At 63.9% G+C, this 21,957-nt stretch carries 26 protein-coding genes and 1 pseudogene; 7 read left to right on the top strand and 20 right to left on the bottom strand.

The window, feature by feature from the left end; all coding sequences use genetic code 11:
• Positions 1-26: 26 nt before the first annotated feature.
• The 15 genes from ACIF83_RS10190 to ACIF83_RS10120 all read right to left on the bottom strand — a co-directional run bounded on the left by ACIF83_RS10190 (position 27) and on the right by ACIF83_RS10120 (position 11,176).
• On the bottom strand, positions 27-362 hold the full coding sequence (locus ACIF83_RS10190; RefSeq protein WP_399725301.1) for a hypothetical protein: 336 nt from the start codon (positions 360-362) through the stop codon (positions 27-29).
• Positions 359-823: a hypothetical protein gene (locus tag ACIF83_RS10185; RefSeq protein ID WP_399725298.1), complete on the bottom strand. Its 465-nt coding sequence runs from the start codon at positions 821-823 to the stop codon at positions 359-361. The genes ACIF83_RS10190 and ACIF83_RS10185 overlap by 4 nt, the downstream gene beginning before the upstream one ends.
• Positions 824-859: 36 nt before the next feature.
• On the bottom strand, positions 860-1,828 hold the full coding sequence (locus tag ACIF83_RS10180; protein WP_399725295.1) for a phage tail tube protein: 969 nt from the start codon (positions 1,826-1,828) through the stop codon (positions 860-862).
• A 167-nt stretch (positions 1,829-1,995) separates the two neighbouring features.
• A complete protein-coding gene (locus ACIF83_RS10175; protein ID WP_399725292.1) occupies positions 1,996-2,418 on the bottom strand; it encodes a hypothetical protein in 423 nt (140 codons plus the stop codon).
• Positions 2,415-3,248, bottom strand: coding sequence for a hypothetical protein (locus ACIF83_RS10170; protein WP_399725289.1), 834 nt, complete (start codon positions 3,246-3,248; stop codon positions 2,415-2,417). The genes ACIF83_RS10175 and ACIF83_RS10170 overlap by 4 nt, the downstream gene beginning before the upstream one ends.
• Before the next feature lie 284 nt (positions 3,249-3,532).
• Entirely contained in the window at positions 3,533-4,720 is a 1,188-nt protein-coding gene (locus tag ACIF83_RS10165) for a phage major capsid protein (protein WP_399725287.1), read from the bottom strand.
• Positions 4,721-4,746: 26 nt separating this feature from the next.
• Positions 4,747-5,430 (bottom strand): HK97 family phage prohead protease, encoded by a 684-nt coding sequence (locus tag ACIF83_RS10160; RefSeq protein WP_399725284.1) that lies wholly within the window; start codon positions 5,428-5,430, stop codon positions 4,747-4,749.
• Positions 5,420-6,742 carry a phage portal protein gene (locus ACIF83_RS10155; protein ID WP_399725281.1) on the bottom strand — a complete coding sequence of 441 codons (1,323 nt, stop codon included), beginning with the start codon at positions 6,740-6,742 and terminating at the stop codon, positions 5,420-5,422. The genes ACIF83_RS10160 and ACIF83_RS10155 overlap by 11 nt, the downstream gene beginning before the upstream one ends.
• A gap of 195 nt (positions 6,743-6,937) precedes the next feature.
• On the bottom strand, positions 6,938-8,683 hold the full coding sequence (locus tag ACIF83_RS10150) for a terminase large subunit (protein WP_399725278.1): 1,746 nt from the start codon (positions 8,681-8,683) through the stop codon (positions 6,938-6,940).
• A 61-nt stretch (positions 8,684-8,744) separates the two neighbouring features.
• Positions 8,745-8,957 (bottom strand): HNH endonuclease, encoded by a 213-nt coding sequence (locus ACIF83_RS10145; protein WP_399725275.1) that lies wholly within the window; start codon positions 8,955-8,957, stop codon positions 8,745-8,747.
• Between the two features lie 101 nt (positions 8,958-9,058).
• The gene (locus ACIF83_RS10140; protein WP_399725272.1) at positions 9,059-9,235 is read right to left on the bottom strand and encodes a hypothetical protein; all 177 of its coding nucleotides are present in this window, start codon (positions 9,233-9,235) and stop codon (positions 9,059-9,061) included.
• Positions 9,236-9,355: 120 nt separating this feature from the next.
• Complete coding sequence (locus ACIF83_RS10135) at positions 9,356-9,604, bottom strand: hypothetical protein (protein ID WP_399725269.1); 249 nt, start codon at positions 9,602-9,604, stop codon at positions 9,356-9,358.
• A 171-nt stretch (positions 9,605-9,775) separates the two neighbouring features.
• Positions 9,776-9,991 carry a hypothetical protein gene (locus tag ACIF83_RS10130; protein ID WP_399725266.1) on the bottom strand — a complete coding sequence of 72 codons (216 nt, stop codon included), beginning with the start codon at positions 9,989-9,991 and terminating at the stop codon, positions 9,776-9,778.
• 25 nt (positions 9,992-10,016) lie between these two features.
• Positions 10,017-10,460 carry a phage terminase small subunit P27 family gene (locus ACIF83_RS10125; protein ID WP_399725263.1) on the bottom strand — a complete coding sequence of 148 codons (444 nt, stop codon included), beginning with the start codon at positions 10,458-10,460 and terminating at the stop codon, positions 10,017-10,019.
• Positions 10,461-10,861: 401 nt separating this feature from the next.
• Entirely contained in the window at positions 10,862-11,176 is a 315-nt protein-coding gene (locus ACIF83_RS10120; protein WP_399726272.1) for an HNH endonuclease, read from the bottom strand.
• Positions 11,177-12,261: 1,085 nt separating this feature from the next.
• On the opposite strand from ACIF83_RS10120, the gene ACIF83_RS10115 reads away from it, so the two are divergent.
• The 3 genes from ACIF83_RS10115 to ACIF83_RS10105 all read left to right on the top strand — a co-directional run bounded on the left by ACIF83_RS10115 (position 12,262) and on the right by ACIF83_RS10105 (position 13,907).
• Positions 12,262-12,723, top strand: a complete 462-nt coding sequence (locus tag ACIF83_RS10115) for a DNA cytosine methyltransferase (protein WP_399725259.1) — start codon at positions 12,262-12,264, stop codon at positions 12,721-12,723.
• 70 nt (positions 12,724-12,793) lie between these two features.
• Positions 12,794-13,285: a DNA (cytosine-5-)-methyltransferase gene (locus ACIF83_RS10110; protein ID WP_399725256.1), complete on the top strand. Its 492-nt coding sequence runs from the start codon at positions 12,794-12,796 to the stop codon at positions 13,283-13,285.
• On the top strand, positions 13,260-13,907 hold the full coding sequence (locus tag ACIF83_RS10105) for a hypothetical protein (protein ID WP_399725253.1): 648 nt from the start codon (positions 13,260-13,262) through the stop codon (positions 13,905-13,907). Before ACIF83_RS10110 ends, ACIF83_RS10105 begins: the two co-directional genes overlap by 26 nt.
• 281 nt (positions 13,908-14,188) lie before the next feature.
• Here the strand turns inward: ACIF83_RS10105 and ACIF83_RS10100 are convergent, their stop codons facing one another.
• Entirely contained in the window at positions 14,189-15,229 is a 1,041-nt protein-coding gene (locus ACIF83_RS10100; protein ID WP_399725250.1) for a tyrosine-type recombinase/integrase, read from the bottom strand.
• Positions 15,230-15,303: 74 nt separating this feature from the next.
• Here ACIF83_RS10100 and ACIF83_RS10095 point away from each other — a divergent pair.
• Positions 15,304-16,314: pseudogene (locus ACIF83_RS10095) on the top strand (ABC transporter ATP-binding protein); the annotation flags it as partial.
• A 488-nt stretch (positions 16,315-16,802) separates the two neighbouring features.
• Here the strand turns inward: ACIF83_RS10095 and ACIF83_RS10090 are convergent.
• Entirely contained in the window at positions 16,803-17,480 is a 678-nt protein-coding gene (locus ACIF83_RS10090) for a helix-turn-helix domain-containing protein (RefSeq protein WP_399725247.1), read from the bottom strand.
• 85 nt (positions 17,481-17,565) lie between these two features.
• On the opposite strand from ACIF83_RS10090, the gene ACIF83_RS10085 reads away from it, so the two are divergent.
• From ACIF83_RS10085 to ACIF83_RS10075, 3 genes are all read left to right on the top strand, one after another.
• On the top strand, positions 17,566-17,937 hold the full coding sequence (locus tag ACIF83_RS10085) for a hypothetical protein (RefSeq protein WP_393472772.1): 372 nt from the start codon (positions 17,566-17,568) through the stop codon (positions 17,935-17,937).
• Between the two features lie 366 nt (positions 17,938-18,303).
• On the top strand, positions 18,304-19,230 hold the full coding sequence (locus ACIF83_RS10080; RefSeq protein WP_399725244.1) for a recombinase family protein: 927 nt from the start codon (positions 18,304-18,306) through the stop codon (positions 19,228-19,230).
• A 514-nt stretch (positions 19,231-19,744) separates the two neighbouring features.
• Positions 19,745-20,185, top strand: coding sequence for a GNAT family N-acetyltransferase (locus ACIF83_RS10075; protein ID WP_393472764.1), 441 nt, complete (start codon positions 19,745-19,747; stop codon positions 20,183-20,185).
• Positions 20,186-20,815: 630 nt separating this feature from the next.
• Here ACIF83_RS10075 and ACIF83_RS10070 read toward each other — a convergent pair.
• The 3 genes from ACIF83_RS10070 to ACIF83_RS10060 all read right to left on the bottom strand — a co-directional run.
• Entirely contained in the window at positions 20,816-21,253 is a 438-nt protein-coding gene (locus ACIF83_RS10070; protein ID WP_399725240.1) for a DUF2267 domain-containing protein, read from the bottom strand.
• Between the two features lie 70 nt (positions 21,254-21,323).
• Complete coding sequence (locus ACIF83_RS10065; protein WP_390774530.1) at positions 21,324-21,719, bottom strand: DUF2267 domain-containing protein; 396 nt, start codon at positions 21,717-21,719, stop codon at positions 21,324-21,326.
• Positions 21,720-21,825: 106 nt separating this feature from the next.
• On the bottom strand, positions 21,826-21,957 hold a 132-nt coding region (locus tag ACIF83_RS10060), incomplete at its 5' end, for an Hsp20/alpha crystallin family protein (RefSeq protein WP_399726269.1).

Here is a 21,957-nt window from a genome sequence, read left to right as displayed (position 1 = left end):
GAAGTGGCAGAAGGCCGCCCGCTCTTTCAGGCGGTCGGCTTTCCGTCGTTTCCCTGGTCGTCCACCCCGACCAGTTCAAGAGCGGACACGCGAACACTGCGCGCATCCTGAAGCGTGAAATCGGGCTTCTCGGCCCGCTGAGAAATCCAGATGAGAGCCTTCAGGGCCTTGCTCGAAATCTTCGTTTCGAGGACCGGCCGGCCGTCATCATCGAGAACCTTCTTCCCGTCCTCGAAGACCGGCTTCGGCTGAAGCACGTCATAGAGCGGGGCGCCGACAACCTCTTCAAAGTCTTCGAGGTCACCGATGGTGAGAGAATCCGGGTCGATACGAAGCGCGACAGTCTCAGGGGTGGTGCTCATTGTGGGAATGCCTCCGACATAATGCGGTCAATGTGAGTCATGTATTCGTTGATCAGCTCAGGACCCTTCTCCCGAATAGCAGGATGAAGGAAGTAACCGGGGCCACCGGCCCAACCACTGAACTGATTTCCTCGCCACGGGCGGAAACCTCGGGCAATGCGCCCCGAACGGGTCCGCTTCACGGCGCCAAACTCGGCACCAAGGGCGTAAGGCACACGACGAGAACCGAGCCGAACGGCCGCATAGTTCTGTGTCCTAGTTGCCCTCAATGAAAGGGCCGCCGCCCTCTGCTGCCTGCTAAGGCCCGTGGCCTTCTCTTTGGCCGCCTCGGCGAGTTTGTCGGCAACGTCGTAATTCGCTGCCTTCACCTCATCACGCAAACCGTCAGCACCGATTTGCGCTAGAGCGCGGGAGAACTGGGCTAGCCCCTCAACATTGGCTCCATAGCCGTTAACAGGCATAACCCAGCCCCCCTAGTTCAATGCTAGTTACAAGGCTTACTGAAGAGCCTTGTAAGTGATCGTGACCGGCGAAACCGTGCCATCAGTCAGTGCGATACCGGAAAGATCCTGGCCGTTGACCTCGAAGCCACCGGCCGTGACCGGGCCTTCATCGAACCGAGCCAACGGCATATCGACCTTGAACTGAGAGCTGTCCGGACCATCCCAGAGAACCGTGATCTGAGCCACGGCACCGGAAGCGATAGCCGACGCAACCCGGTTGATCTGAGTCGTACCGGAAAACTCGCCCTTCAGTGACCACTCATACTTGCGAAGCTCGGATTCGAGCGGCTCACTCTTCTTACCGGTGTTCCGAATGAAGTACCGGTCATCCTTCAGCCCCGAAGTGCCCTTCAGAGAGAAGTCGGAGATGTCGAAGGAAGAACCGCCCACGGTCACCGTGCCGCTGTTGAAGCTGTAAAGCTTCGTGTTCGCCACGAAGGTAGGCGTCGCGGTTGCGTAAGCCCCCGTGCCGGCCCCAATGGTTTCCTTGGCGAAGTCGCAGGTAAGCGAGAGCTTCAGAAGCTCATCGACCGCGTTCGAAATCTCCCATTCCTTGACCTTGCCACCCTCGTAGGTGAACGGGGTCAGGGTGCCGGCGTTGTCGACTCGGCCAACCTGAGCCGTAAAGCTCTTGCCGTTCAGGTCGCCGAGGGTTGCCGTGTACGTAGTGAAGCCACCCGAGGGGGCACCCGCGGATACGGTCCCAAGCATGTGCTTCAGCCAGAAGTCGAATCCAGCCGACAGGACTTCGAGCTTCACGTCACCTTCGGCGCCCTTCGGGTTAACCGCGAAACGGTCGGACCGAAGAACCCTGGCACCGGTACGGATCGCATCGGAATCGATCCGCTCATACTTGCCTTCGATGCCCTCCGACTCGAAAGCATAGAACTTCGTCGGGGCAACCGCCGTGCCGTAAACCGACTCGTCGGCAACACCGAAATACTGATCAAAGATCGTGGCCATTACTTAGCCGTCTCCTTCTTCGCCTTGACTTCCTGCCATCCCTGGCGAAGAAGCGCCGCCGCTATCCGCGTATCAGCGACCTCGACAGGCTCACCCCTCAGGGCAGTAATGCCGAGGGCCGGAACCTCAATAGCGGATTCCGGCCCTTCGTAAACAAGGGTCTTCACTTAAAGTCTCGCCTTCACGCGAACAACGCTCTCTAGTTGGCCTTCATAGACCTGATCGGAAGGGAAGCTAGAAACCTTCTTCGGAACAAAGTCCGAGGACACAACAGAGTGAATCCCTAGCGAAGGGTTCGACTTCATGCCGTCCTCGATACCCGCAGCCATCACCTGAAGCTCGTTCTCGACCTCTTCGGCCGTGGCCCCGGATATCTGAGCGTTCACAACGACGCTGATCTCAAAGACCTCTTCGCGACTCCGATTGGTAGCCCATTGCGAGTCCGGCCACTGAACCTCACCGACGAACACCCAACGCCGTTCCGGGGAACGGGTCGGATAGCCCCACGTCACCTGATAACCGGCGAGAGCTGGAAGAGCCCTGATCATGTCCCGAAGGGCACCCTTAAAGGCAAACGCGTTCGTGCTCACCGGGCCGTCCCGAATACGTCATAGAGGACGCTGAACTTGTACCGCTTCAGCGTCGCGTCGACCTCGGGAATCCCTGTCTCATAGCCGTTCCGGCCCGGGGTCGCCAACGTGAAGTTGCCTCCCTCGGCCGCGACGAAGGCCGTAGCCCGGTCAGGGATGCCGGATCGTTCGGCAGTCAGCAGAGAGCGAAGCCGAAGCAACCCCGCGCGCTTGACGTCCTCGGGGGCCTGGTCATGCCCGTATGTGAAGGTGACCGTGTACCGGTCACCGTCGACCAGCTCGGCAGGGGACCGGACCATGCCCATGCGGTCGACAGACCAGCCCGTAAGGTCAACGACCCCGAGGGGGCCGGTGATGGCCACCAGGGCGGTCACGTCGAAGTACCCGAGAAGTAGAGTCGAGCTGTCGTCGGCCTCGACCTCGACACGGGCCGTACGCGACACGAACGACCGACCGGTGATCCGCTCAAACTCGTCTTCAACGACTCCCCGGTAATACTTCACGTCAGCCGTGGTGAAGCGTGCCGTGTCCGTCAGGTCAACGTCACTGCCCCGGGCCTCGGGGATCGTGAACAGGAAGCCCCCGACAACCTCGAAGCTCGTCGTGTCCGTGGCCGTTGTGCCGGCCACCCAAGAGGCCGTGTAAACGCCCTGAGGCTGCACGGGCACCGTGACTGACCACGTCGTGCCCGAGCTGGTCGCCGACCCCGTGTAAACGGTCGCTCCGGTAGCGTCCTTTACGGTCACCGTCACGGCAGAGACGACCATGGGTGTCTCGTCGTCTAGGAAGACGTGTGACAGGTTGACTGCCCTGCCGCTCAGAAACCGCACAGTGCCCCCTTACGCGGCCTTCCGCGGCCTACCCGGGCCCCGCTTCTCGGGGGCCGCTACAGCGCGCGTCTCGCGCGTCTCTGCGGGCTTGTCGGATACAACCTCGGCCCGCTTGTCGTTCAAGAGAGACACGGCCAGACCTGAAGGCAGGTCGACCACATCCCCCACACTCGGGAACGGCTTACCGTCGAGCTGACCCGAGTTACCTACAAGGATTCGAACCTTCATGACACCCCTTCAAGACAGGACCGGCCCGGCCCCCGAAGGGGCCGAGCCGAGGACCATTACGCGGTAACGGTCAGAGCCTTGACGGAAGCCGTGTCGAACAGGTCGCCAGAACCACGCCACGTGACCTTGAAGGCGACGACGTCACGGTCATAGCCGTACTCGTCGGAACGGACAACCCGAAGGTTCTTCACCTGGCGAATCAGGTACTTCGAGGGGTCGCCGTACACCAGGACCTTCGCGCCGGAACCCGAAGTGACGACGTTCGGATCAGTGAGGACCGGAGTGCCAAGAAGCATGTCATTGGCGCCGGCCGTAAGGGACGGCTCCCAGAGGTAGCGGCCCGTGCTGTCCTTCAGCTTGCGAAGCGTCTGAACGGCAGTGTCCGAGGTCATGAAGACCGCACCCTTGCGGTACGGGCGCAGAATCGAGTGCTGAAGATCGATCAGGTTGTCAGTCGTAATCGCCGACAGGCTCGACGCGTTCACCGCACCCGTGGAACGGGTGATCCAGCCGTAAGGCTTCGAAGTGCCGTTACCGACCAGAAGATCAGCCATCACCTTATCGGCGACAGCCTCGCCCGCGTCATTCGCGAGAATGCCGAGAATGTCGAGCTGAGAGTCATCGATGATCTCGTTAGTAGCCTCAACAATGATGCCGTACTTATAGGCGCCAATGCTCGTGGTGGTCCACGACTCGTCACTCTTGCCGTACGCGACGTTTTCCGTCTGCTGAGTGGCGGTCGGACGACCGTTCTTCACCGGGTACTGAAGCGTCTCACCACTCGAAGTGGTCAGGACTCGGGCCTTATTGAAGAAGTCCGAACGCACACGCATAGCCTCGATGACCTGCGCCACGAAGGTAGTCGCGAAGGTGTTACCGGCATTCGAGGCGGTACCAGAAGTCGCGGTACGAAGGTCAAACTCGACAGCCTGACGGTCACCACGAGCCAGGGCGCGCAGCTCGGCCGCCTCGTCGACCTGGCCGCCACGGGCCTCCGGAGTCTGGCCAGGAATGACCAGGCCGCCCGCACGCTCCGCCAGGGAACGAACCTCGGCCTCACGCTCGCCACGCTCAACCGCGTCGCGGGCCTCGGCCTCCAGCCGAGTCACGTCACGGTCGATCTTCTCGACACGCTCGCGCTTCTCGGCCTCGGAAAGAACGGTGTCCGACTCGATAGAGCGCAGCTCACCAATCAGCTTCGCGCGCTCTTCGAGCGCAGCATTCGCCACAGCGGCAAAATCCATTGCTAATCCAATGCTAGTTACAGGGGTTACAGAAGGCCGGAAAGGGCCGCACGAGCCGCCACCGGATCGGCAGGAAGCTCGTAACGGGGAAAGACAGTCCGCGCTTCGCTTAGCGCCGGAACATCGATCTCGCCCCGAATAGCGGCCCGGATCGCATCCGGCGAATCCAGCCGCCCAACAGGAATGCCGCGCTCCTCAGCGAGAAGCTGAAGCGCGCGAGAACCAACACCAGAAGTGGAGTCGGTATAAGCCGGGTAAGTAACCGGCGAAACATCGAACAGCGAAATACTGTTCAGCGTGCGAAGGGGGAAGCCGTCGCCGTCCTCGGCCCAAGAATCGCCACCAGGGGCAACCTTGAAGCCGAAAGAGCTTTGCGACACGTCGCCCCGCTCCATAGCGGTAGCCAGGTCACGCGCATACGTGGTATCCGGCATATCCACTTCGTAGTGAAGCCCGGTACTGTCCTCGGACAGCCGAAGCGTGTTGCTTCGGTTCCGGCCGAGAATCAGATTCGGGTCATGGTTGAAGAGCGCACGGATATCGTCGCGCTGGATACTGTCCGAGGTCGCGCCCTGTGCGACCAGCTCGCGAAAACCGCCGAGATTCTGAGAACGCGCATCCCACTTCAAGGCGTAGCCGTAGAAGTTGAACGAGCTTCCCTCGGAACGAACCTCAAACTCCGTAGGGACCGCCCTACGCTCAAGCTCCATTACTGCTCCCCTGGGATTGGTCCGACTGATTGGGTTGCGGATTCGGGTTTTGGTTGGGATCCGCATTCGGATCAGTCGGGGCTTGCGGTGCCGGGGGAGCGGTGCCGGCCTGAACCTTGTTCTTGTCCTCTTCGCCGACAACGCCGAGATTCAGCGGCCGGTAATACCGCTGACCGAGCTTCTTCGGGAGCGGCCCGAGGTCTTCGAGAGCGCGAATCTCATCCGCGTTCATGAAGCCGTTGTTAAGGGCCATCTGATACGACTCGAAGCGTTCCTTCGTCTTCGCTCGAAGTCGAGCGTCGACGTTAAAGCGGATGTACTGAAGCCCCGGAAGAAGGAAGGTCGATATCGACTGTTCGATACGAACAATCCATGGCATGAGCGTCTGATCTACGAAGAACTTGTTCTGTTCCTCGACGCCACTTCCCCAGGTTGACGTGACCGCGGAATCGACCAGATACGCGGGCACCCTGTAGAGAAGGGCAATCTCCGCCTTCTGGAACCTTCGCGTTTCGAGGAACTGAGCCTGTTCCGGGGAAAGCGTGATCGGCTTGAACTGAGCACCACCGGTCAGAACACCGACCGAGTGACTGTTCTTCACGCCCGCATGGGTCTTCCGGAACATGTCGCGAAGAAGCTTCGCTTCGTCCGGCCGAGGACTTCCCGGATGCTCAATGACGCCGGCCATCGTCGTTCCCTGTTCGAAGAACCGAGAACCGAACTCTTCGGCCGTAAGGCCGAGGCCGATAGCTTCCTTCGCCACGTCGACCGGGGACAGGCCCCGACTCATGCCGGGAACCGTGAATGCCGGAATGTGGAGAACCTGAGTCCGATCGAAGACGCCCTGAACCGCGCCGTGGTCGTCTGTCACCTCGTACCGGTTATCCCCTAGGGGGCCGTCAAGGATTGACACGTAACCGGGGTGCAGGCAGTAGAGGGCCTGAACCTCCCCGCGATCATTCCGAAGCGTGTAGAGGAACGCGTTTCCGTCAGTCAGGAGACTGACGACCACCCGGAACCAAAACTCGTAAGAGGTCTGATAGGGGTTCGGTTGCGTAACCCACTTCGGGGACCGGTCGAAGGTTTCCTTCCGGCCACTGATCGTCGTGTAGTGGTCAACCGGAAGCGACGCGACAGCATCCGCAATAAGCGACTGACAGGCGTATACGGCAACCATCTGAAGGGCAGAACGCCGACCGACTCGGCGGCCCGAGGACGTACGAGAACCGAGCGGTTCAACGTCCCGTTCCCAATCCGAAGCGAAACCCGAGAGCGAAGCCCGAAGCTCACCGATGCGTGTAAACAGACTCACGACCGCTTGCCCCCGTCCGTCGCGTAGCCGACCAGCCCGAGGCACACGGCCATAGCGAGATGCCCAAGAGGGCGCGCAACGTCATAGGCGGAAGCGGCCAGGAAACCGAGACTGCCGACCTGAAAGACGTTCGGGACAAAGGAAGACGCGACAGAACGGAGAGAGCGGCCCCAATTGGGCCGATCCATGAATCTCCTAATCGTCGTCATCCGGAAAGAAACGCTCTTCCCGGTCCTGCCTACTCGCAGGAGTCAAAAGGGCCTCTAGCTCGGCCTCGGAATACTCTTCATTGAAGTTGAAGAAGGTCACATGCGCTTCTTCATCGGCCGGAAGGGCCGTCAGGAAGAACGCGTTAGCGAGAGCGGCTATACCGTCGATCTTCTCGCCAGACTTCGCCTTAGAAGGCTTCACCAGGCCATCACCGGTCACGTCAAGCTCGACGTTATCCGCCATCCAACGCAAGACAGGGTGGCCGCCGTGATACAGGCCCCGGGCCGCCAGGTGGCTTTCTATGGCCTTACAGGGATCGTTGAGCCGTGCGGCACTCTGCGGCACCTTCACGGCCGCTAGACCCTGCTCTTCAAGCTCGTTCACGAGCTGCGTAGCGTTCCACGGGTCATAGCCGAAGAACCGAATCCGGAAGTCCTCGGCATCCTTCGCAATGTGCCGGAAGATGGCCTTGAAGTCGGTCGTAGGCCCCTCAGTGACAGTCAGGAAGCCTTCTCGCTCCCAAACCTCGAAGTGGCTCTTCATGTTCGACCGCTTCTCGACAGCCGGCCGAGGCACCCAGAAATGGGGAAGCACCGTGAAGCCGTCCGCGTCAGGGTCCGTAGGGGACCCTGGGAACAGGAGAAGCCACGCGTTGAAGTCGCCCGTAGCGGCCAGGTCGATACCACCGAAGCAAGGGCGGCCCAACAGGCGAGAACGCTCGACCTTCGCCGCCCCGTTCTCGTCCCAAAGGTGCATGTCGAGCCACCGGTTAGCCTGAGACACCCACTGATTCAGACGGAACACTCGGAAGCTGTTCTGAGCCGTAGGCTTCTCGGCCGCCTCCATTGCCTCGGCCCGAAGATTGTTGATGTTCAGGAAGGAACCGAGAGCAGGGTTAGCGAGATACCAGCCCGTACCCTTCGGGTTCTCGGCCGAGGGCGGAGAGCCTTCGTCTTTCCAGTCCCAGTCATCGGGAACGTTCCGCGCGAACACGAAACGGGCAGGGTCAAGGTTCTGATCCTCGCGAACACGAAGCGAGTGTTCGTGCTCTTCAAGGGCGAAAGCCGCCGTGCGGTAGGCCGCGGTGGTCGCAGCGATCATGATCGGCTGTCGACGGGTACCGAAGCCCTGACGCATTGAGTCCCAAAGATGCCGGTCCTTCTGAGTCAGAACCTCATCGAAGAGAACCATCGAGGGGTTCGTTCCGAGGGCGCCCGCAGCGTCACCGGGCAACACCTGATAGAAGGAATTCGTCTTTCGGTCGATGATCCGCTTACGACTGTCGATGATCTCTAGCCGCTTCGAGAGAATCGGATTCAGCTCGACCATGCGCTTAGCCGTGTTGTAGACCAAACCGGCCTGGTCGCGGTCGACCGCTACCGAGTAGACCTCTGCGGACTCTTCACCGTCGCCCACCAGGCCGAGAAGAGCGAACGCCGAGAGTAGTTCGCTCTTCCCGTTCTTGCGCGCCATTTCGAGCCACGCAATGCGGTACTGACGAACGTATTCCTCGTACTGGTCATCCCACATGACCGTGCCGAAGAGCGGCTGAACGATCTCGGTTTTCTGCCAGGGGTCGAGAAGGAAGGGCGCGCCGGCATGGCGGCCCTTCGTGTGGACGATCAGCTTCTCAATGAAGTTGATTGCGTGCGTTGCACGCTTCTCGTCGTAGTGAAAGAAGCCCTCACGGGGATCGATCGGCCCGAAGGGCGAACGGATAATGTCGCTCACGCTCGCCCCTCTTCGCTCCGGTCATTACGCCAGATAAAGAGGTGTTACAAACACGAATCAGTCACACACGGTTGCCCTTCGAGGAATTACAGCCGAGGTGCGAAGCCTGGCAATTCTCGAAGACATGCCCCGGTGTTCCCGGGCCGTGCGAAAGCGGCACCTTATGGTCAACGCTCTTACTGCGGGGGTTCGGGAAGCGAAGCCCCCGGTCGATAGGTTCGCCGCAGAGTTGGCAAACCCAGCCGTCACGGCGGAAGACCGCCGCGCGACTCACCTTCGTATAGGGAACGCCCCACTCTTCGCAGCGAAGCTTTATCGCGTACTCGCGACGCGACAACCAACCATCCGGGCGACGCCGCCGAGGGCGCCGGCCACTCACAGAGAACCGCGCTTGAACCGCTCGAAGCCAAGCCGGGCATACTTCCGTTCACCCGGATGAAAAGCCCGCTCGACCGGCCACGGCACGACGCCGTCACCGTCGACCAGCTTCGAGAGAAGCCGGTGAATGTTTTGGTGACCGGTCGCGCATACCGGAACCTTGTTCTCGGCCACGTCAGGGCCGCCCATACCCCTCGGCCACACATGGTGAAGGTCTGTGCCGTACGGCCTCGGCGTGTGGTTCTTATGAACCGCGCACGGCTCGTCGCCGGAAATGTTGGACAACGAGATTCCTTACGCTTCAGGCTGTCCGACAACGCCGATATCGGTCGTGTCGTAGCTGTAGGTCGAGTCTTGAAACCTGACCTGAATCATCGGCGTACGGCCGATAATCGCGATGAACAGGTCAGAGAACGCGTTCATTAGCGCCACGGCCTTAGCGTCCGTGTCAGCGGTCCGATTTCCCTGGTTGACGAAAATGTCGAAACTCGACACCTGATCATCAAAAGTAAACGAGTAACGCTGGTCAAGCTGAGTCGGCACTGTGATGCCCTTCGTTTAAACGTCTTGTGGATACGCACGGAATCGAACCGTGGTCCAGTGCGCTTCCGCATGCGGCCTTACGCACTGTCGAAACCTTCCGTACCCGTAGGGGGGAGCGACACGGGGAGCGACCGCCCTTCGCTCAACCCGTGCACTCAACCCCCGGCTTAATCAGTCAAGAGCCAGAACAGACGAATCCCGCAGCGCGAGAAGAATCGCGTTCACCTTCGCGGACAGTTCCTTGAAGTTGTTGTTCAGGGTCGTCTGATTGAAAGAGGCGCCCACATCATCGACCGTGCCGTCAGCAGTGCCCACAGTGTGAGTCAGATCGGCAACGGCCGCATTCTGCGCCCACTGAAACTTATCTTCATCGTAAGTAAGAGCCATGGTCCCTATTTCTTCTCGCTAGCTGTCAAGACAGCAAAGACAAAACCTGTGCGTCCGGGCCGTCCTCGGATTCCGGGGCCACAGACAGCCGCGTACGGTCGCTAGGAGACAGACCGAACCGAGAACCAAACTTCAACATCATGTCCGCCGCATCACGCATGACCTGAGCGGCTGGATTCTTGACCATTCCACCGTCCCTGCCGGCCACCAGCGGCCCATACTCGGCCACGGCTTCCCGGGCCGCATTGAAGGACGCCCAAGCCTCGCAGTAGGCCACCAGGTAAGCCCGGTCAACCTTCGTCAGAAGCCCGAGCCGGTCAAGCTCGGGAACGATCCGGCCCCACTCGGCCAGAGCCTCGCCCTTCAGGTCAGCAGGGGGCCGCGGGGCGCCCCTGGTCGGCTCAGGCTCAGCGCCATTGAGCTTCTTCTTCGAAGGATTGCCCTTCAGCTCGACCAGCTTCGAGGGCATAGGCGGGGGACCGGACATGACGTGACCTCTTTCGAGCTTGAATTCCCTTCGCTGGGAAACGGTTCCGTATTCCGTGCGGAGCGATCCGCACTGATCAACGGCCTAGGCGGGTGGATTTGCAGCCATCCGGCGACAGCCGGAATCCCACGGACTCAGACGAACCCCCGCGCGTTCTTTCCGAGGGAAGGGCGCGGGTGCGGGGATGGAGCCCGGAAAAGTTTTGATCTCCCCCTATGGAAGAGATGTCCGAATTTGCTTTGATCCAGCAAACGTCTTTGCGAATTAGTCTGGTGAAGCAAGCCCGAACAAGTCAGGGGGTAGGCCGAGGGCCGAGCCTGTTTGGCTCGGCCTGTCACGGCCTGGTCGTGAAGCTCGACCGTCCGAGAAAGGGCAAGGTACGGTCAGTACCTTTTACCTTTTCGGTAATCGTTCTCTCTTCGTGTGTTACACGATCGGCAGAGAACTCTGATGTTATCGAGGCTATTCGTTCCGCCTTCTTTGAGCGGAACGATATGATCTCCGGTTAGGTCAGTAGTCTTACCGCAGAACAAACACCAGGGCTGAAGGGCGATAGCTTCAGCCCTTACCTTCTGCCACTGATAGTCATAGGCACCCGCTTTACGGGTGTTCTTAGAAGGGTGCTTTCTACGGGGTGCACCCTGACAGAGGGGGCACCCTTTCCCAAGGGGGTGCAGCCTCTTGTGCCTAGGGCACATGGTGTAAGGCATGGGGGCTACCCCCTTCCTGAGGGGGCATCCCCTGTATGGGCCTTGGCTGTAGAAGTTTCCTTCTACAGAAGCCTTCCATATAGGGCGCCCTTCGAGGGGCGCCCTTCTACTACTGCTCTCACCGCTCTCGCGGCTGTTCGCAGTAGCTCTCTCTACTAGCGGCCCTTGAAGGGGCCGCTCTGTACTCATCGGCCTAGGCCGATGCTCTGTCCCCCGATCCCCCCCGGTTTCGCTCGCTCCGCTCACTCAACCGGACCCCCTTACCCCCTAGCACTCTCTATAGAGGTGTTACGACGGCCAGGGCCTCACACCCTGGCCTCTGACCTGGGCATCTTTGATTCCGTCAGGGTAGGCAACCTAGCATTGAACCTGTCAGTTGATCCGGCCCCGAGGGGGGCCGAGGGAAGCCGTTTAAACCGCCCTGGAGAGTCTCGATGTTCCTTCACCCGAAGCGTGTTGCTGCGACCAATGCCTACGTGAAGAACGGTCCCGAGGACCGGGCCCCTTCGTTCAAGTACGACTTCGCCGGCCGAGTGGACGTGAAGGACGGAATCCTTCGCTACTCGACCACCAGTCCCGTTCCGGTGAAGAAGAACCCTGCTGTTTCGGCCATGGCTCGGATTGCGAAGGCGAGTAAGTGACTCTCGCTAAGGCCCTTCAGATGATCGCCCCTTTCTCGGGGCTTCCCCACTACGAAGAAGCCGTTACGCAACTTCACCTTGCTTCGGCCACGGGAAAGCGTGAGCTTCGCTCCGCCGCTTACCGAATTCGTGATGCCTACGTGGCTTACGACTACGCCGTGAACTACCGGAAGGCCGAGGTCGCGTGATTCTCGCCGGATTGTGCATAGCTGGGCTGATGACGCTTTGCGCGTTCATCGCCCTGGCCCTCGAAGACCTCTGGTCGGAATGGAAGGGCTGTGTCTGAGCCGATAGACCTCGACCAGCTCGACGCCGAGGAACGAGAGCGTATTCTCGCCGACCTGTTCAGGGGAGACGAGAGCGACTGTGAGTAAGTGGCCTTCTACGGCCCCCCGAATCTTGGAACTCTGCGCCGGTTATGGCGGCCTCGGGATGGCCGTGGAGGCTCTTACAGGTGGCCGGGTTACATGGGTGGCCGACAACGACCCGAAGAAGTCCCTGATCCTTGAACGCCGATTCCCCGGGGTGCCGAACCTCGGGGACATCACCCAAATCGATTGGGCGACGCTCGAAGGCCAGGGCGTAGACATCATCACGGCCGGTTTCCCGTGCCAGGACATCAGCAATGCAGGGAGAAGAGTTGGTATCGAAGGGTCGCGCTCGGGTATCTGGGCGAACGTCTCGGAAGCCGTTCGCGTCCTTCGACCGAAACTCGTCTTCCTGGAAAACGTCTCTGCAATCCGAAGCCGAGGAATCGACCGCGTACTCGGGGACCTGGCCGAGAGCGGGTATGACGCGGTCTGGACGTGCTATCGAGCTTCCGCCGCTGGTGCCCCCCACCACCGCGATAGGTGGTTTCTCGTTGCGGCTCCTGCCGACCCCTACGGCTGCTGACGGCCGCCGAGGACCGGACTATGCGAAGGCCGCCCGGCCCGAGGCCGGGGGCGACGACCTAGTAACCGCCATGGCCCGACTATGGCCCCGAGACAAGACCGAGAAGCTACTCAAGACCCCTACGGCCAACCTGGGCCGCAATGGCGCCCCGCAGCATCCGGAGAAGCGGAAACAGGGCGGCCACGGGCCGACCCTCGAAGACGAAGTGTGCTTCCTGCTGAACGTCGACCCTACGGGCGACTACGACGGAGATTTCAGCCCCTCGGAATGGTGGGGAGACTTCGCCCCCGCCATCCGCCGTTGGGAAGTCCTCACCGGGCAACCTGCGCCCGTTCCGGTCGAGTACGGGCCGCGTGGCGGCCTCCGCCTGGCCCCTCGGTTCGCCGAGTGGCTTATGGGCATCGTGCCCGGATGGATCAGCAAGGTTGAAGGTCTCACCCGCGGTGACCAACTGAAGGCCGTTGGGGACGGAGTTGTGCCGCAACAGGCGTTCGCCGCGTTCGCTCACTGCCTCGGAGAGCTGGAAAGGAGAGACAGTGCACGCGTCGATGACGCTGCCTAGTGAAGAGATGGCCAGGGCCGCGTATAACGCCCTGGCCTTCCTTCCTGCCCGTGCCATGGTGAAGACCGCACGAATAGAAGTGGGCCCCGCCGGCCTACGGGCCACGGGAACGGACGGGTACGCAATCGGCCAGGATTCAGGGCCCGTTGAGGACTACGAAGGCCCCGCGGATGGTGTGACGCTTCACGTAGACCGGTCCGTCCTGGCCGACCTCGACACGGCCGGACGCAAGGATAAGAAGGGCTTCGGGAAGCTAGAGATTCGCCCCGGTGACGGCCTGATCTTCCGCCCTGGCAACAACGACACGCCCACCGTTGGGCAGGACGCTGCGGCCTCGGCCGATGACGCCCTATGGGGCATGGTCGACACCCTGTTTACACGGCTCGAAGGGCGGCCCCTGGCCCTGCCCGAGCTGGTCGCGTTCGATCCTGCCCTACTCATGCGCTTCTCAAAAGTCAAGGTCCCGAAGGGGAAGGGCAACCTAGATCGGGCCCTAGACATGTGCATCTTCAACAGCAAGGAACCGATTCTAGTGAAGATCGGCCCCACGTTCCGAGGGGTGATCATGCCGATTGATCGTGACGTTCATGCCGAGAACGTCGGTCCGGATGGCCTTTGGTAGCAAGAAACCCCCGACCCATCAGGGTTCGGGGGTTCTTTGCGTTCCTGGGCTACTTCGGCTCTTCGATGCCGAGGTCTTCGATGGGGACCACGGAGTGAACGGCCCGCTTCCGGCCCCTCTTCGGGGCCGCCTCGGCCGGTCGGCCTAGCTCATGGAGCTTCACCAGAGGCCGAGCGTCCTTCGGGCACAGGTCGACTTCTCGCGCGTCCCCGTCGACCGCGACCAGGAAGGTAGCGACCCCTTCAGTCTCGCCGCACTTGTCACAGCGCAAGATCACTTCTCTAGCCACGGGCCGCCCTCCGTTCGTCAAGGGTCACGATCTTACCGGGCTCAATATCGGCCGTGAGGAACGCGTGTCCCTTCATGAGCCGGTGGAACTGTTGCCGTTCAAGGTTCAAGCCTAGATAGTGCTCGGTCGTCTTCACGGACGCGTGATTGAGGGCCGCCTGTACGACCCGAAGGGCCGCATCGTGACCCATGGCCACACAGTCGTCATAGAGGATGCGCGCGAAGCTGCGCCGGATGGTGTGCCACCCGTCACCCTCTTCTAGCTCGATTCCGGCACGCTCGGCGATCGGGGCGAGAAGTACCCGGGGCCCGGTGATGTGGTTCTCGGGGTTGTACTGGTTGGCCGGCAGACGCCCGCCGCCCTCGATCCACCGTTGCCGGTGGTAGGCGGGGAAGAGATGGAACGACTTACTGAGCTTCCCCACCTGCGCCGCGTAGGCAGTCAGCCACTCGCGAAGGGCCGCTTCGAGGTCGGACGCGAGCGGGTACGTGACCTCTTGCTTCGTCTTCGGCAGGTAGACGTAAAGCTCGGACTTGCTGAAGCTCACGTCTCGTATGCGCATGCCGAGGGCTTCCGAGATGCGTACGCCCGTACAGGCCACGAAACAGATCAGGGCCACGTCTCGGGGGTCCTCGGCCGCGGCGATCAGGCTTCGCAGCTCGGCCCGCGTCATGCGGTAGCGGTTCCGGTTGACCCTGGTCGTCTTCTCGCGTATGCCGTCGAGCAGGAAGTCAGGGGCGTACGTGGTCCATTCGCGACGGTAGACGAAGCTCAGGAATTGCTTCATGTCGTTGCGGTACTTCCCGAGCGTCTGAGAGCTACAGGTGTCCGACAGGCCACCTTCGCCGTACCAGAAATCTTCGAAGTGGTGAGGTCGGAGACTGCCCGTGTGGCAGTCCTTCACGTTGGCCTCAAACCGCCTCAGAAGGCTCTTGTAGGCGTATCCGACGTCTCGGGACCGCGAAGCGGCGGCCCGCTGCCGTATGAAGCTGTCCTTCGCGAAGCTCAGTTTGGGTGTGGCCGTACGCGGCATCTGTTGACTCTCCGTGTTCAATAGCAGCTTGCCGCGAAACCACAGATCAGCGGCCCCTCACTGGGGGCGATACTAGCACTGAACCTATGTTTGAGTTCAACCAGATCTACCGGCGTCTGGAAAGCTCGATGACCGAGGCCGCGCAGTTCACCGAGCTGCTGCTGGATCCGCCCACCGTGCTCGACCCGACGGAACCCGAACCGCTCGCACCGGGGGACACCGGCATCCGCTTCGAGGCGGTGACCTTCGCTCACACGGGCGCCAAGCCGATTTTCCAGGGACTCGACCTGGACGTGCCCGCAGGCGCACGTATCGGTCTGGTCGGCAGGTCCGGCGGCGGCAAGACCACACTCACCCGGCTCCTGCTGCGGATGTCGGACATCGACGACGGACGCATCCTGATCGGCGGGCAGGACATCAGCCGGCTGCGCCAGACCGACCTGCGCTCACTGATCGCCTACGTTCCGCAGGAACCCGCCATGTTCCACCGCAGCCTGCGGGACAACATCGCCTTCGCCCGGCCCAGCGCCACCGACGAGGAGATCCACGCCGCGGCCGCGGCAGCTCACGTCACGGAGTTCGTCGGCCAACTCCCCGACGGCTTCGGCACTCTGGTGGGGGAGCGGGGGGTGAAACTCTCGGGCGGCCAGCGCCAGCGTGTCGCCCTCGCCAGGGCCATCCTGCGCGACGCCCCGATCCTGCTGCTCGACGAGGCGACCAGCGCGCTGGACTCGGAGAGCGAGCTCCTCGTTCAGGACGCCCTGTGGCGGCTGATGGACGGACGGACGGCACTCGTGGTCGCCCACCGGCTGAGCACCGTCGCCGGCATGGACCGTCTCGTCGTCCTCGACCGCGGAAGCGTCGTCGAGCAGGGCACCCACGAGGAGCTGCTCGCGGCGAACGGTGCCTACGCCAAGCTGTGGCAGCACCAGTCGGGCGGCTTCCTCGGCGAGAGCACCGAGTCGGCCCTCGGACGTCCGGTCCCAGGAGCCGGTCCCGGCGGGCTGCCCGGACCGGCCGAGCCGGCGCCGGACGGGAACCGCAGGATGTCGTCGCACGCTCGTACGAGCACCGGGTCCACGTGACCGAGTCGGTCACGGACATCCTCGCCTGCCGGCGGTGTCATGCTGATACGGCCGTCGCATGCGGAAAACCGCGAAGCGCCAGGGGAAAACGACCGCTGCTCTTGGACCGGCTGACGCGGTCCGGGAGAACGAGGGAGCTGTCGACGATGATGCGGGTGCTCACCGATCCGAAACGCCCGCCCCGTTTGCCGCTCCCACCAATTACAAGAAGACTTCGTGGTTGCCGACTCGATGCTCCAACGGATCCGCAGGCGCCCGGAGTCATACAGCCAGGCAACGTCTGCTCGACAACCCAGCGGTAGGTACCTTGACCAGTGCTTTGTCGGGTCCTGCGGCGGGCAATTGCCGGGCGATATCAGCCACTTCCAGGTATACGGGGATCGCACGAGCGCGACAAGCGCGCCTCGCGGGCGTACGAGGTGTCACCCCGCGTCGCACAGCGAGTAGACACGTTCACACTGGGCCCTGCGGTGACCAGGAGGGGTCGATCAGGCGGGGGAACGTCCGATCGACGCAGGCGTGCGCCCGAGAAGGCTCCGGGCGGTGCGGGTGAAGTGGGCTTGGTCGGCGAAGCCCGCGCCGGCTGCGGCCGAGGCCGCGGACTCGCGCGGCAGGTCGGCGATGGCCACCCGCAGCCGGGCCCATCGCCGCAGCCGTGTGAGCGGGACGCCGGCCGAGACGCGAACGAGCGCGCGCAACCGCGGCGGTGAGAGCCCGACGTCGGCGGCGATGGCGCTGATGGGAACGTCGGAGCCGGCCCGTGAACTTTCCCGCACCGCGTGGGCCACCCGGGGATCCAAGGGGCGGCCCGCTCTGGTGAGGGTGAGGAGTTCGGCGCGCGCCGCGGCCAGGTCGCTGTTCGGCCCTGGGCCGAGGCCGGGGGTTCCGGTGTGCCCCAGAACGGCGAGGACGCGCCGGGCGGCGCCGTCCCCGAGCCGCGCCAGGCCCAGGCCGGGGTCCAGCACCCAGGGGTCGAGGAAGAGGGCCACGTAGCCGGCGGACGCGGCGCAGGTGTGGGCCAGCTGCGGGGGCACGATCACTCCGGTCGCCGCGACGGTGCGGCCTGTGCCGTATCCGACCTCGACATGGCCGCCGAGGGGCAGCACGACCTTCCACGCCGGGTGGCGGTGGAGGGTGACGTGGAACGGGCCGGACTCGGCGAACATCGTCGCGTCTGGACCGGATGCGAAGTGGAGTCGGCGATCGTTTCGTTCAAGCGTCCACGCGCGGGTTGGGACCACGATCACGTTCATGAATGCTACCGCTGCCATCGCACTGGCGGTCTTCCTGATCGCCGTGGGGATAGGTCACTTCCTGTTTCCCGGATACTTCCGCACTCTGGTGCCGTCCTGGCTGGGCCGGGCCCCACTTCTCGTCGCCGCGAGCGGGGCGGCGGAGATCGTCGTCGGAGCCGGGATCCTGACACCGGCAGGCCGGGCGGTCGGCGGCTGGGCCGCGGCCGCACTGATCACGGGCTATCTGGTCTGCCATCTGGACGCCCTGTGGCGGGCATCCGGTGATCGGCCGCGCCTGCTGGAACGTCCCGTCGGCGCGGCGGTCCGGCTGGCGGTCAACCTCGTCTACATCGGTTGGGCGGTCGCGGTCGCACGGGCGGCCGCCTGAGAGGCTCGAGCGGGCGTTCCGATGTTCAACGCATGTTGGCGCCGCTCGGCCCGCCAGGCGCCCTGCACGGGCGTGAACGAGCATGGCCGGTACGTCCCCTGGAGTGGACTCGCACCGGGACGCTCACGTAGCTGCTGTGCTCTCCATGGTGGGGGCAGTGATGGGCACCGAGGTGTTCCCGGCCACCCCTGCTGGATACCGCGAACTGCTGGAGTGGGCCAGGGGGCTGGGCACGGTGCGACGGGCCGGAGGGGAGGGGACCGGCTCCTTCGGGGCGGCCCTTTCCCGCTACCTGCCGGCCCGTGGCGTGGAAGTGTTGGACGTGAACCGGCCCGACCGCCGCGGTCGGGCGATGGACCGGTCCTCGTGCCCGAGGACCGGGGGCCGGGACGCACCTGGAAGCCGGGCCCGCCCGTCGAGGCCGCGCCGGCCGCCGAAGCGTCCAAGCCGATCCGGATCGGGTACGCGCGATGCTCGACCGCGCAGCAGGAACTCGCCTCCCAGCTCGACGCGCTCAGGCCGGTCTGCAAGCGGATCTTCTCCGAGAAGATCAGCACCCGGGTGAAGACCCGGCCGGAGCTGGAGAAGGCGCTGAAGCTGGCGTACGACATCAAGGAGGCAGCCCCTGACCAGGAGGTCATCCTCACCGTCCACGAGCTCAAGCGCCTCGCCCGCAACGCCGCCGAGCTGATGACGCTGTCCGGGCAGCTCCAGGCCGCCGGCGTCCAGCTCGAACTCCTCACCGGCCCGCTCAGCGGCATCTACGACCCCAACGGCATGGGCGCGATGTTCTTCGCCGTCCTGGCCGCCGCCCAGCTCGAGCGCAACTACATCCGGGAGAAGACCCTGGAGGGGCAGGTGACCGCCGCGGCCAAGGGCAACCACGGCGGACGGCCGAAGGTCATCGACGACGACATGCTCACCTTCGCCCGCGCGCTGAAGGACAAGGGCGTCCCCGTCCCAAACATCGCGAAGAAGCTGACCATCAAGACTGGCAAGAACGCCGGACAGCACCCCGCGGTCGCCTCCGTCTACCGCGCGCTCGCCGAAGCCGAGGCGAACCAGGCCCCGGCCGGGCCGGAGATCATCGCCTCGCGCCGGCCGACCCGGGTCGACCTCACCGGGCCCGGCAGCGGCACCGACCCCGAGCTGATGGAACGCCTCCAGTGGCAGGTTCTCGGCCCCGCCACCAACGGCGTGGTGGACACGCTCGTTGCACAGACCGAGGACAGGACGAACGACGTCGTGACGGTGTTGCTGGCGCAGGCCCGACACGAAGGGGAGGACGCGTGATCCCGCTGCCACCGCACCGTACGAAGGGCCCCGGCGTGCTCGGCGCCACCCCTGAGTAGCCCATCGGGCCGTTCGGCCGCTGGCCCAGCCCGGCGAGGACGAGGACCAGGACGAGCCCGACGAGGAACATCCAGCCGAAAACCGGCGGTAAGCCGCCCGGCCACAGGGACAAGATCCATCTCGGCGCAGGCGGCCGTACGCCGCCGGCACCACCAGGGGGGAACGAAGACCATGGGCAAGACGACCAAGAAGGCCAGGCAAACGCCGCCGCTGTCCGCCGACCGCGTCCGCACCGGCTGGCAGGGCCCGGTCGGCACCCGCATCCGGCTGGCCCGCGGCCAGGACGTCGAGGCGGCGAACGCCCTGATGGCCATCACCGGCGACGGCGTCAGGATCATCCCGGTCCTGCGGGCCGCCATCGAGGACGGCTCGGCGTCCTCCGCCATTCTCGCCGGGCTCGGCCGCGGCATGAAGGCGTACCACGACGCCGCCTCCCACCTTCACAGACCGGCCCATGAACGAGGTTTTGACCACCGTCTCCCTGACGCTGGTCGCCGCCGACGAACAGGACCGCACCGTGGGCGTGCTCTCCGCCACCGCGCCCGGCGCCCTCATCGACATGGCCATGAACAACGGCTACACGGCCGAGCAGGCCATGGCCTTGAGCCTGTTCGTCGCGAAGATCCACGGCCCGGCCGTCGCCGAACACGCCCGCGGCCAGGGCATCGCCGCCACCCTGCTCAAGGGGCCTGGCAGGGTCCACCAGCAGCTCGGCTACTTCCTGCTGTACGGCTCCTACGAGGCCGACCGCGATCTGGCCGCCTTCTACACGCGGTGCGGCTACACCGTCCACGCCCCCGGCGAGACCTTCCCCCTGGACCGCATCGCCCTGCCGTTCCGGCTCGGGGCAGGCGATGACCAGTGCGTCTTCACCCGCTGGCGCCCCCGCCACTGACGGCAGTTGATCAGCGGGCCCCGAGTACCGGGTGGATCGGGGCCCGCTCGCACGAGTGCCGCGGGGACGAGCACGTGTCCCCCGGCTCAACGCGCTTAACACCAAGAGGTCACGCATCCACCGCCCGACCTGGGTAACTACCGGCCCTCCAGTCGGCAGCGCGCTCGGCAGCCTCATCGAGAGTCCGCCGCCGGGCCGGCGGCCGAGCTCTCCAGCCCACGCCGCTCAGGTCCTCGACGGCCCGCCGTGCCGCCTCATCCAACGGCCGCCGCCGCGGCCCACGCTCACGGCGAACCTCCCGCCGACGCTCAAGGAAGCGGGCCAGCCGACCACCGCGCACACCAGAATTCAGCTGATCACTCACAGGACAAGATCATCCCAATGCCCCTTTAACGCGGATCTCGGCCACCCTGGTAAGAACCCTCAGCTCGGGACCATGATCAATCTCAGCGCCAACGGCTGTACCGATGCACCAAGGCCGTAGATGAGGAAGTGACCCCTATCGTTGCCCGGACACGCAAGCCGTCCCGGTGGCACGGGGGACGCCACCGGGACGGTTCCGCCCAGCGTAAAGGCTCAGGGCCCCTACAGGCCCACCGACTTCAGCATGTTCAGCAGCACGTTGGCCGTCTATGCGGCTTGGGTGAGTTCGGCGCGGCCGAACAACAGGGCGTAGCCGGAGGGGAGCTGGTGCAGGATGCGGGTGAGGAGGTCGGGGCCGGCCAGGGCTGCGACGGCGCAGAGGACGGATCCGGTGTCCCAGCGGGTGGTGCCCAGGTTGTCGCCGGTGCGGGTAGCGAGGTCTTTGACGAAGGCCCAGCCGGTCAGGGGCTGGGTGTCGGGGATCTGCACGGTGAGGATCGTTGCGGCTTCGAAGGGGAGGCGGGCGGCGAGTTCGACGCGTTCGTCGCCCGTCAGCTGGCGTCCGAGTCCTGCGAGGACCAGGCGGACGGCTTCCTCGGCTCTTTCCCGGGTGGGGTAGGCGCCTTCGTAGCGGACCTTCTCCAGCAGCTGCTCGTACGTCATCACGGGTGTGTGCTGGAGTGGTGCACGCCGGTCGGTCATCACTGTGGTCGTTGCCCTTTCTGTCGCCGAAGGTCGTGGTGCCTGTGCGGGGGGGGCACCGGGGTGTGGGTGGTCAGGCGGGCTGGGGGTGGCCGAAGAGGAGGTCGTAGCCGGCGGGGAGCTGGAGCAGGATCTGGCCCAGCAGGTCGTCGCCGGCCGCGTCGGCGACGGTGCTGAGGACGGCGCTGACGTCCCAGGCGGCGGTCTGCTCGGTGGCCCCTTCGATCCAGGCGGCGGTCGCGCGCAGGAACCGCTCCGGTGGCAGGGGCTCTCTGCTTTGCAGCGGGTTGAGGAGGATCAGGGCAAAGTCTTCCGGCAGGCGCGCCGCCAGCTCGGCGCGTACCTCGCCGACCAGGTGTGCGCCGAGCAGGGCGAGCACCACGCGGGCCGCGCGTTCTGCTTCTGGCAGGCTGTCGTACTCGCCGCGTTCCCTCACATGTTCCAGGAACGCTTCCTGTCGCAGGGTCACGTCCATCGCCACCCTTCTTCGAGTCCGTCCCGTCGGGTGCGGAGGACGGGGTGAGGGGGAGATCAGGTGCCCGTCCTCCTCCGCCGTTCGGCCCGCATCGTCCGGCTCAGCCGGAGATCTCCTTGCGGCCGGGTCCGGCGCCAATGGAGATCTTGCGGGGCTTGGCGCGCTCGGCGATCGGGATGCGCAGGGTGAGCACCCCGGCGTCGTAGTCGGCCTGGATGTGCTCGGTGTCCAG

This window comes from Streptomyces sp. NPDC085866 (assembly GCF_044541035.1).
Lineage (GTDB): Bacteria > Actinomycetota > Actinomycetes > Streptomycetales > Streptomycetaceae > Streptomyces.
The sequence above is the reverse complement of the archived record's forward strand: the minus strand, read 5'-3'. Positions and strand labels throughout refer to the sequence as shown.

Coding starts and splice junctions, on each gene's coding strand:
- ACIF83_RS10190 (WP_399725301.1), bottom strand. CDS start 362: ATGAGCACCACCCCTGAGACTGTCGCGCTTCGTATCGACCCGGATTCT.
- ACIF83_RS10185 (WP_399725298.1), bottom strand. CDS start 823: ATGCCTGTTAACGGCTATGGAGCCAATGTTGAGGGGCTAGCCCAGTTC.
- ACIF83_RS10180 (WP_399725295.1), bottom strand. CDS start 1,828: ATGGCCACGATCTTTGATCAGTATTTCGGTGTTGCCGACGAGTCGGTT.
- ACIF83_RS10165 (WP_399725287.1), bottom strand. CDS start 4,720: ATGGATTTTGCCGCTGTGGCGAATGCTGCGCTCGAAGAGCGCGCGAAG.
- ACIF83_RS10160 (WP_399725284.1), bottom strand. CDS start 5,430: ATGGAGCTTGAGCGTAGGGCGGTCCCTACGGAGTTTGAGGTTCGTTCC.
- ACIF83_RS10130 (WP_399725266.1), bottom strand. CDS start 9,991: ATGGCTCTTACTTACGATGAAGATAAGTTTCAGTGGGCGCAGAATGCG.
- ACIF83_RS10125 (WP_399725263.1), bottom strand. CDS start 10,460: ATGCCCTCGAAGCTGGTCGAGCTGAAGGGCAATCCTTCGAAGAAGAAG.
- ACIF83_RS10120 (WP_399726272.1), bottom strand. CDS start 11,176: ATGTGCCCTAGGCACAAGAGGCTGCACCCCCTTGGGAAAGGGTGCCCC.
- ACIF83_RS10115 (WP_399725259.1), top strand. CDS start 12,262: ATGGCCGTGGAGGCTCTTACAGGTGGCCGGGTTACATGGGTGGCCGAC.
- ACIF83_RS10110 (WP_399725256.1), top strand. CDS start 12,794: ATGGCCCGACTATGGCCCCGAGACAAGACCGAGAAGCTACTCAAGACC.
- ACIF83_RS10100 (WP_399725250.1), bottom strand. CDS start 15,229: ATGCCGCGTACGGCCACACCCAAACTGAGCTTCGCGAAGGACAGCTTC.
- ACIF83_RS10090 (WP_399725247.1), bottom strand. CDS start 17,480: ATGTTCGCCGAGTCCGGCCCGTTCCACGTCACCCTCCACCGCCACCCG.
- ACIF83_RS10085 (WP_393472772.1), top strand. CDS start 17,566: ATGAATGCTACCGCTGCCATCGCACTGGCGGTCTTCCTGATCGCCGTG.
- ACIF83_RS10075 (WP_393472764.1), top strand. CDS start 19,745: ATGAACGAGGTTTTGACCACCGTCTCCCTGACGCTGGTCGCCGCCGAC.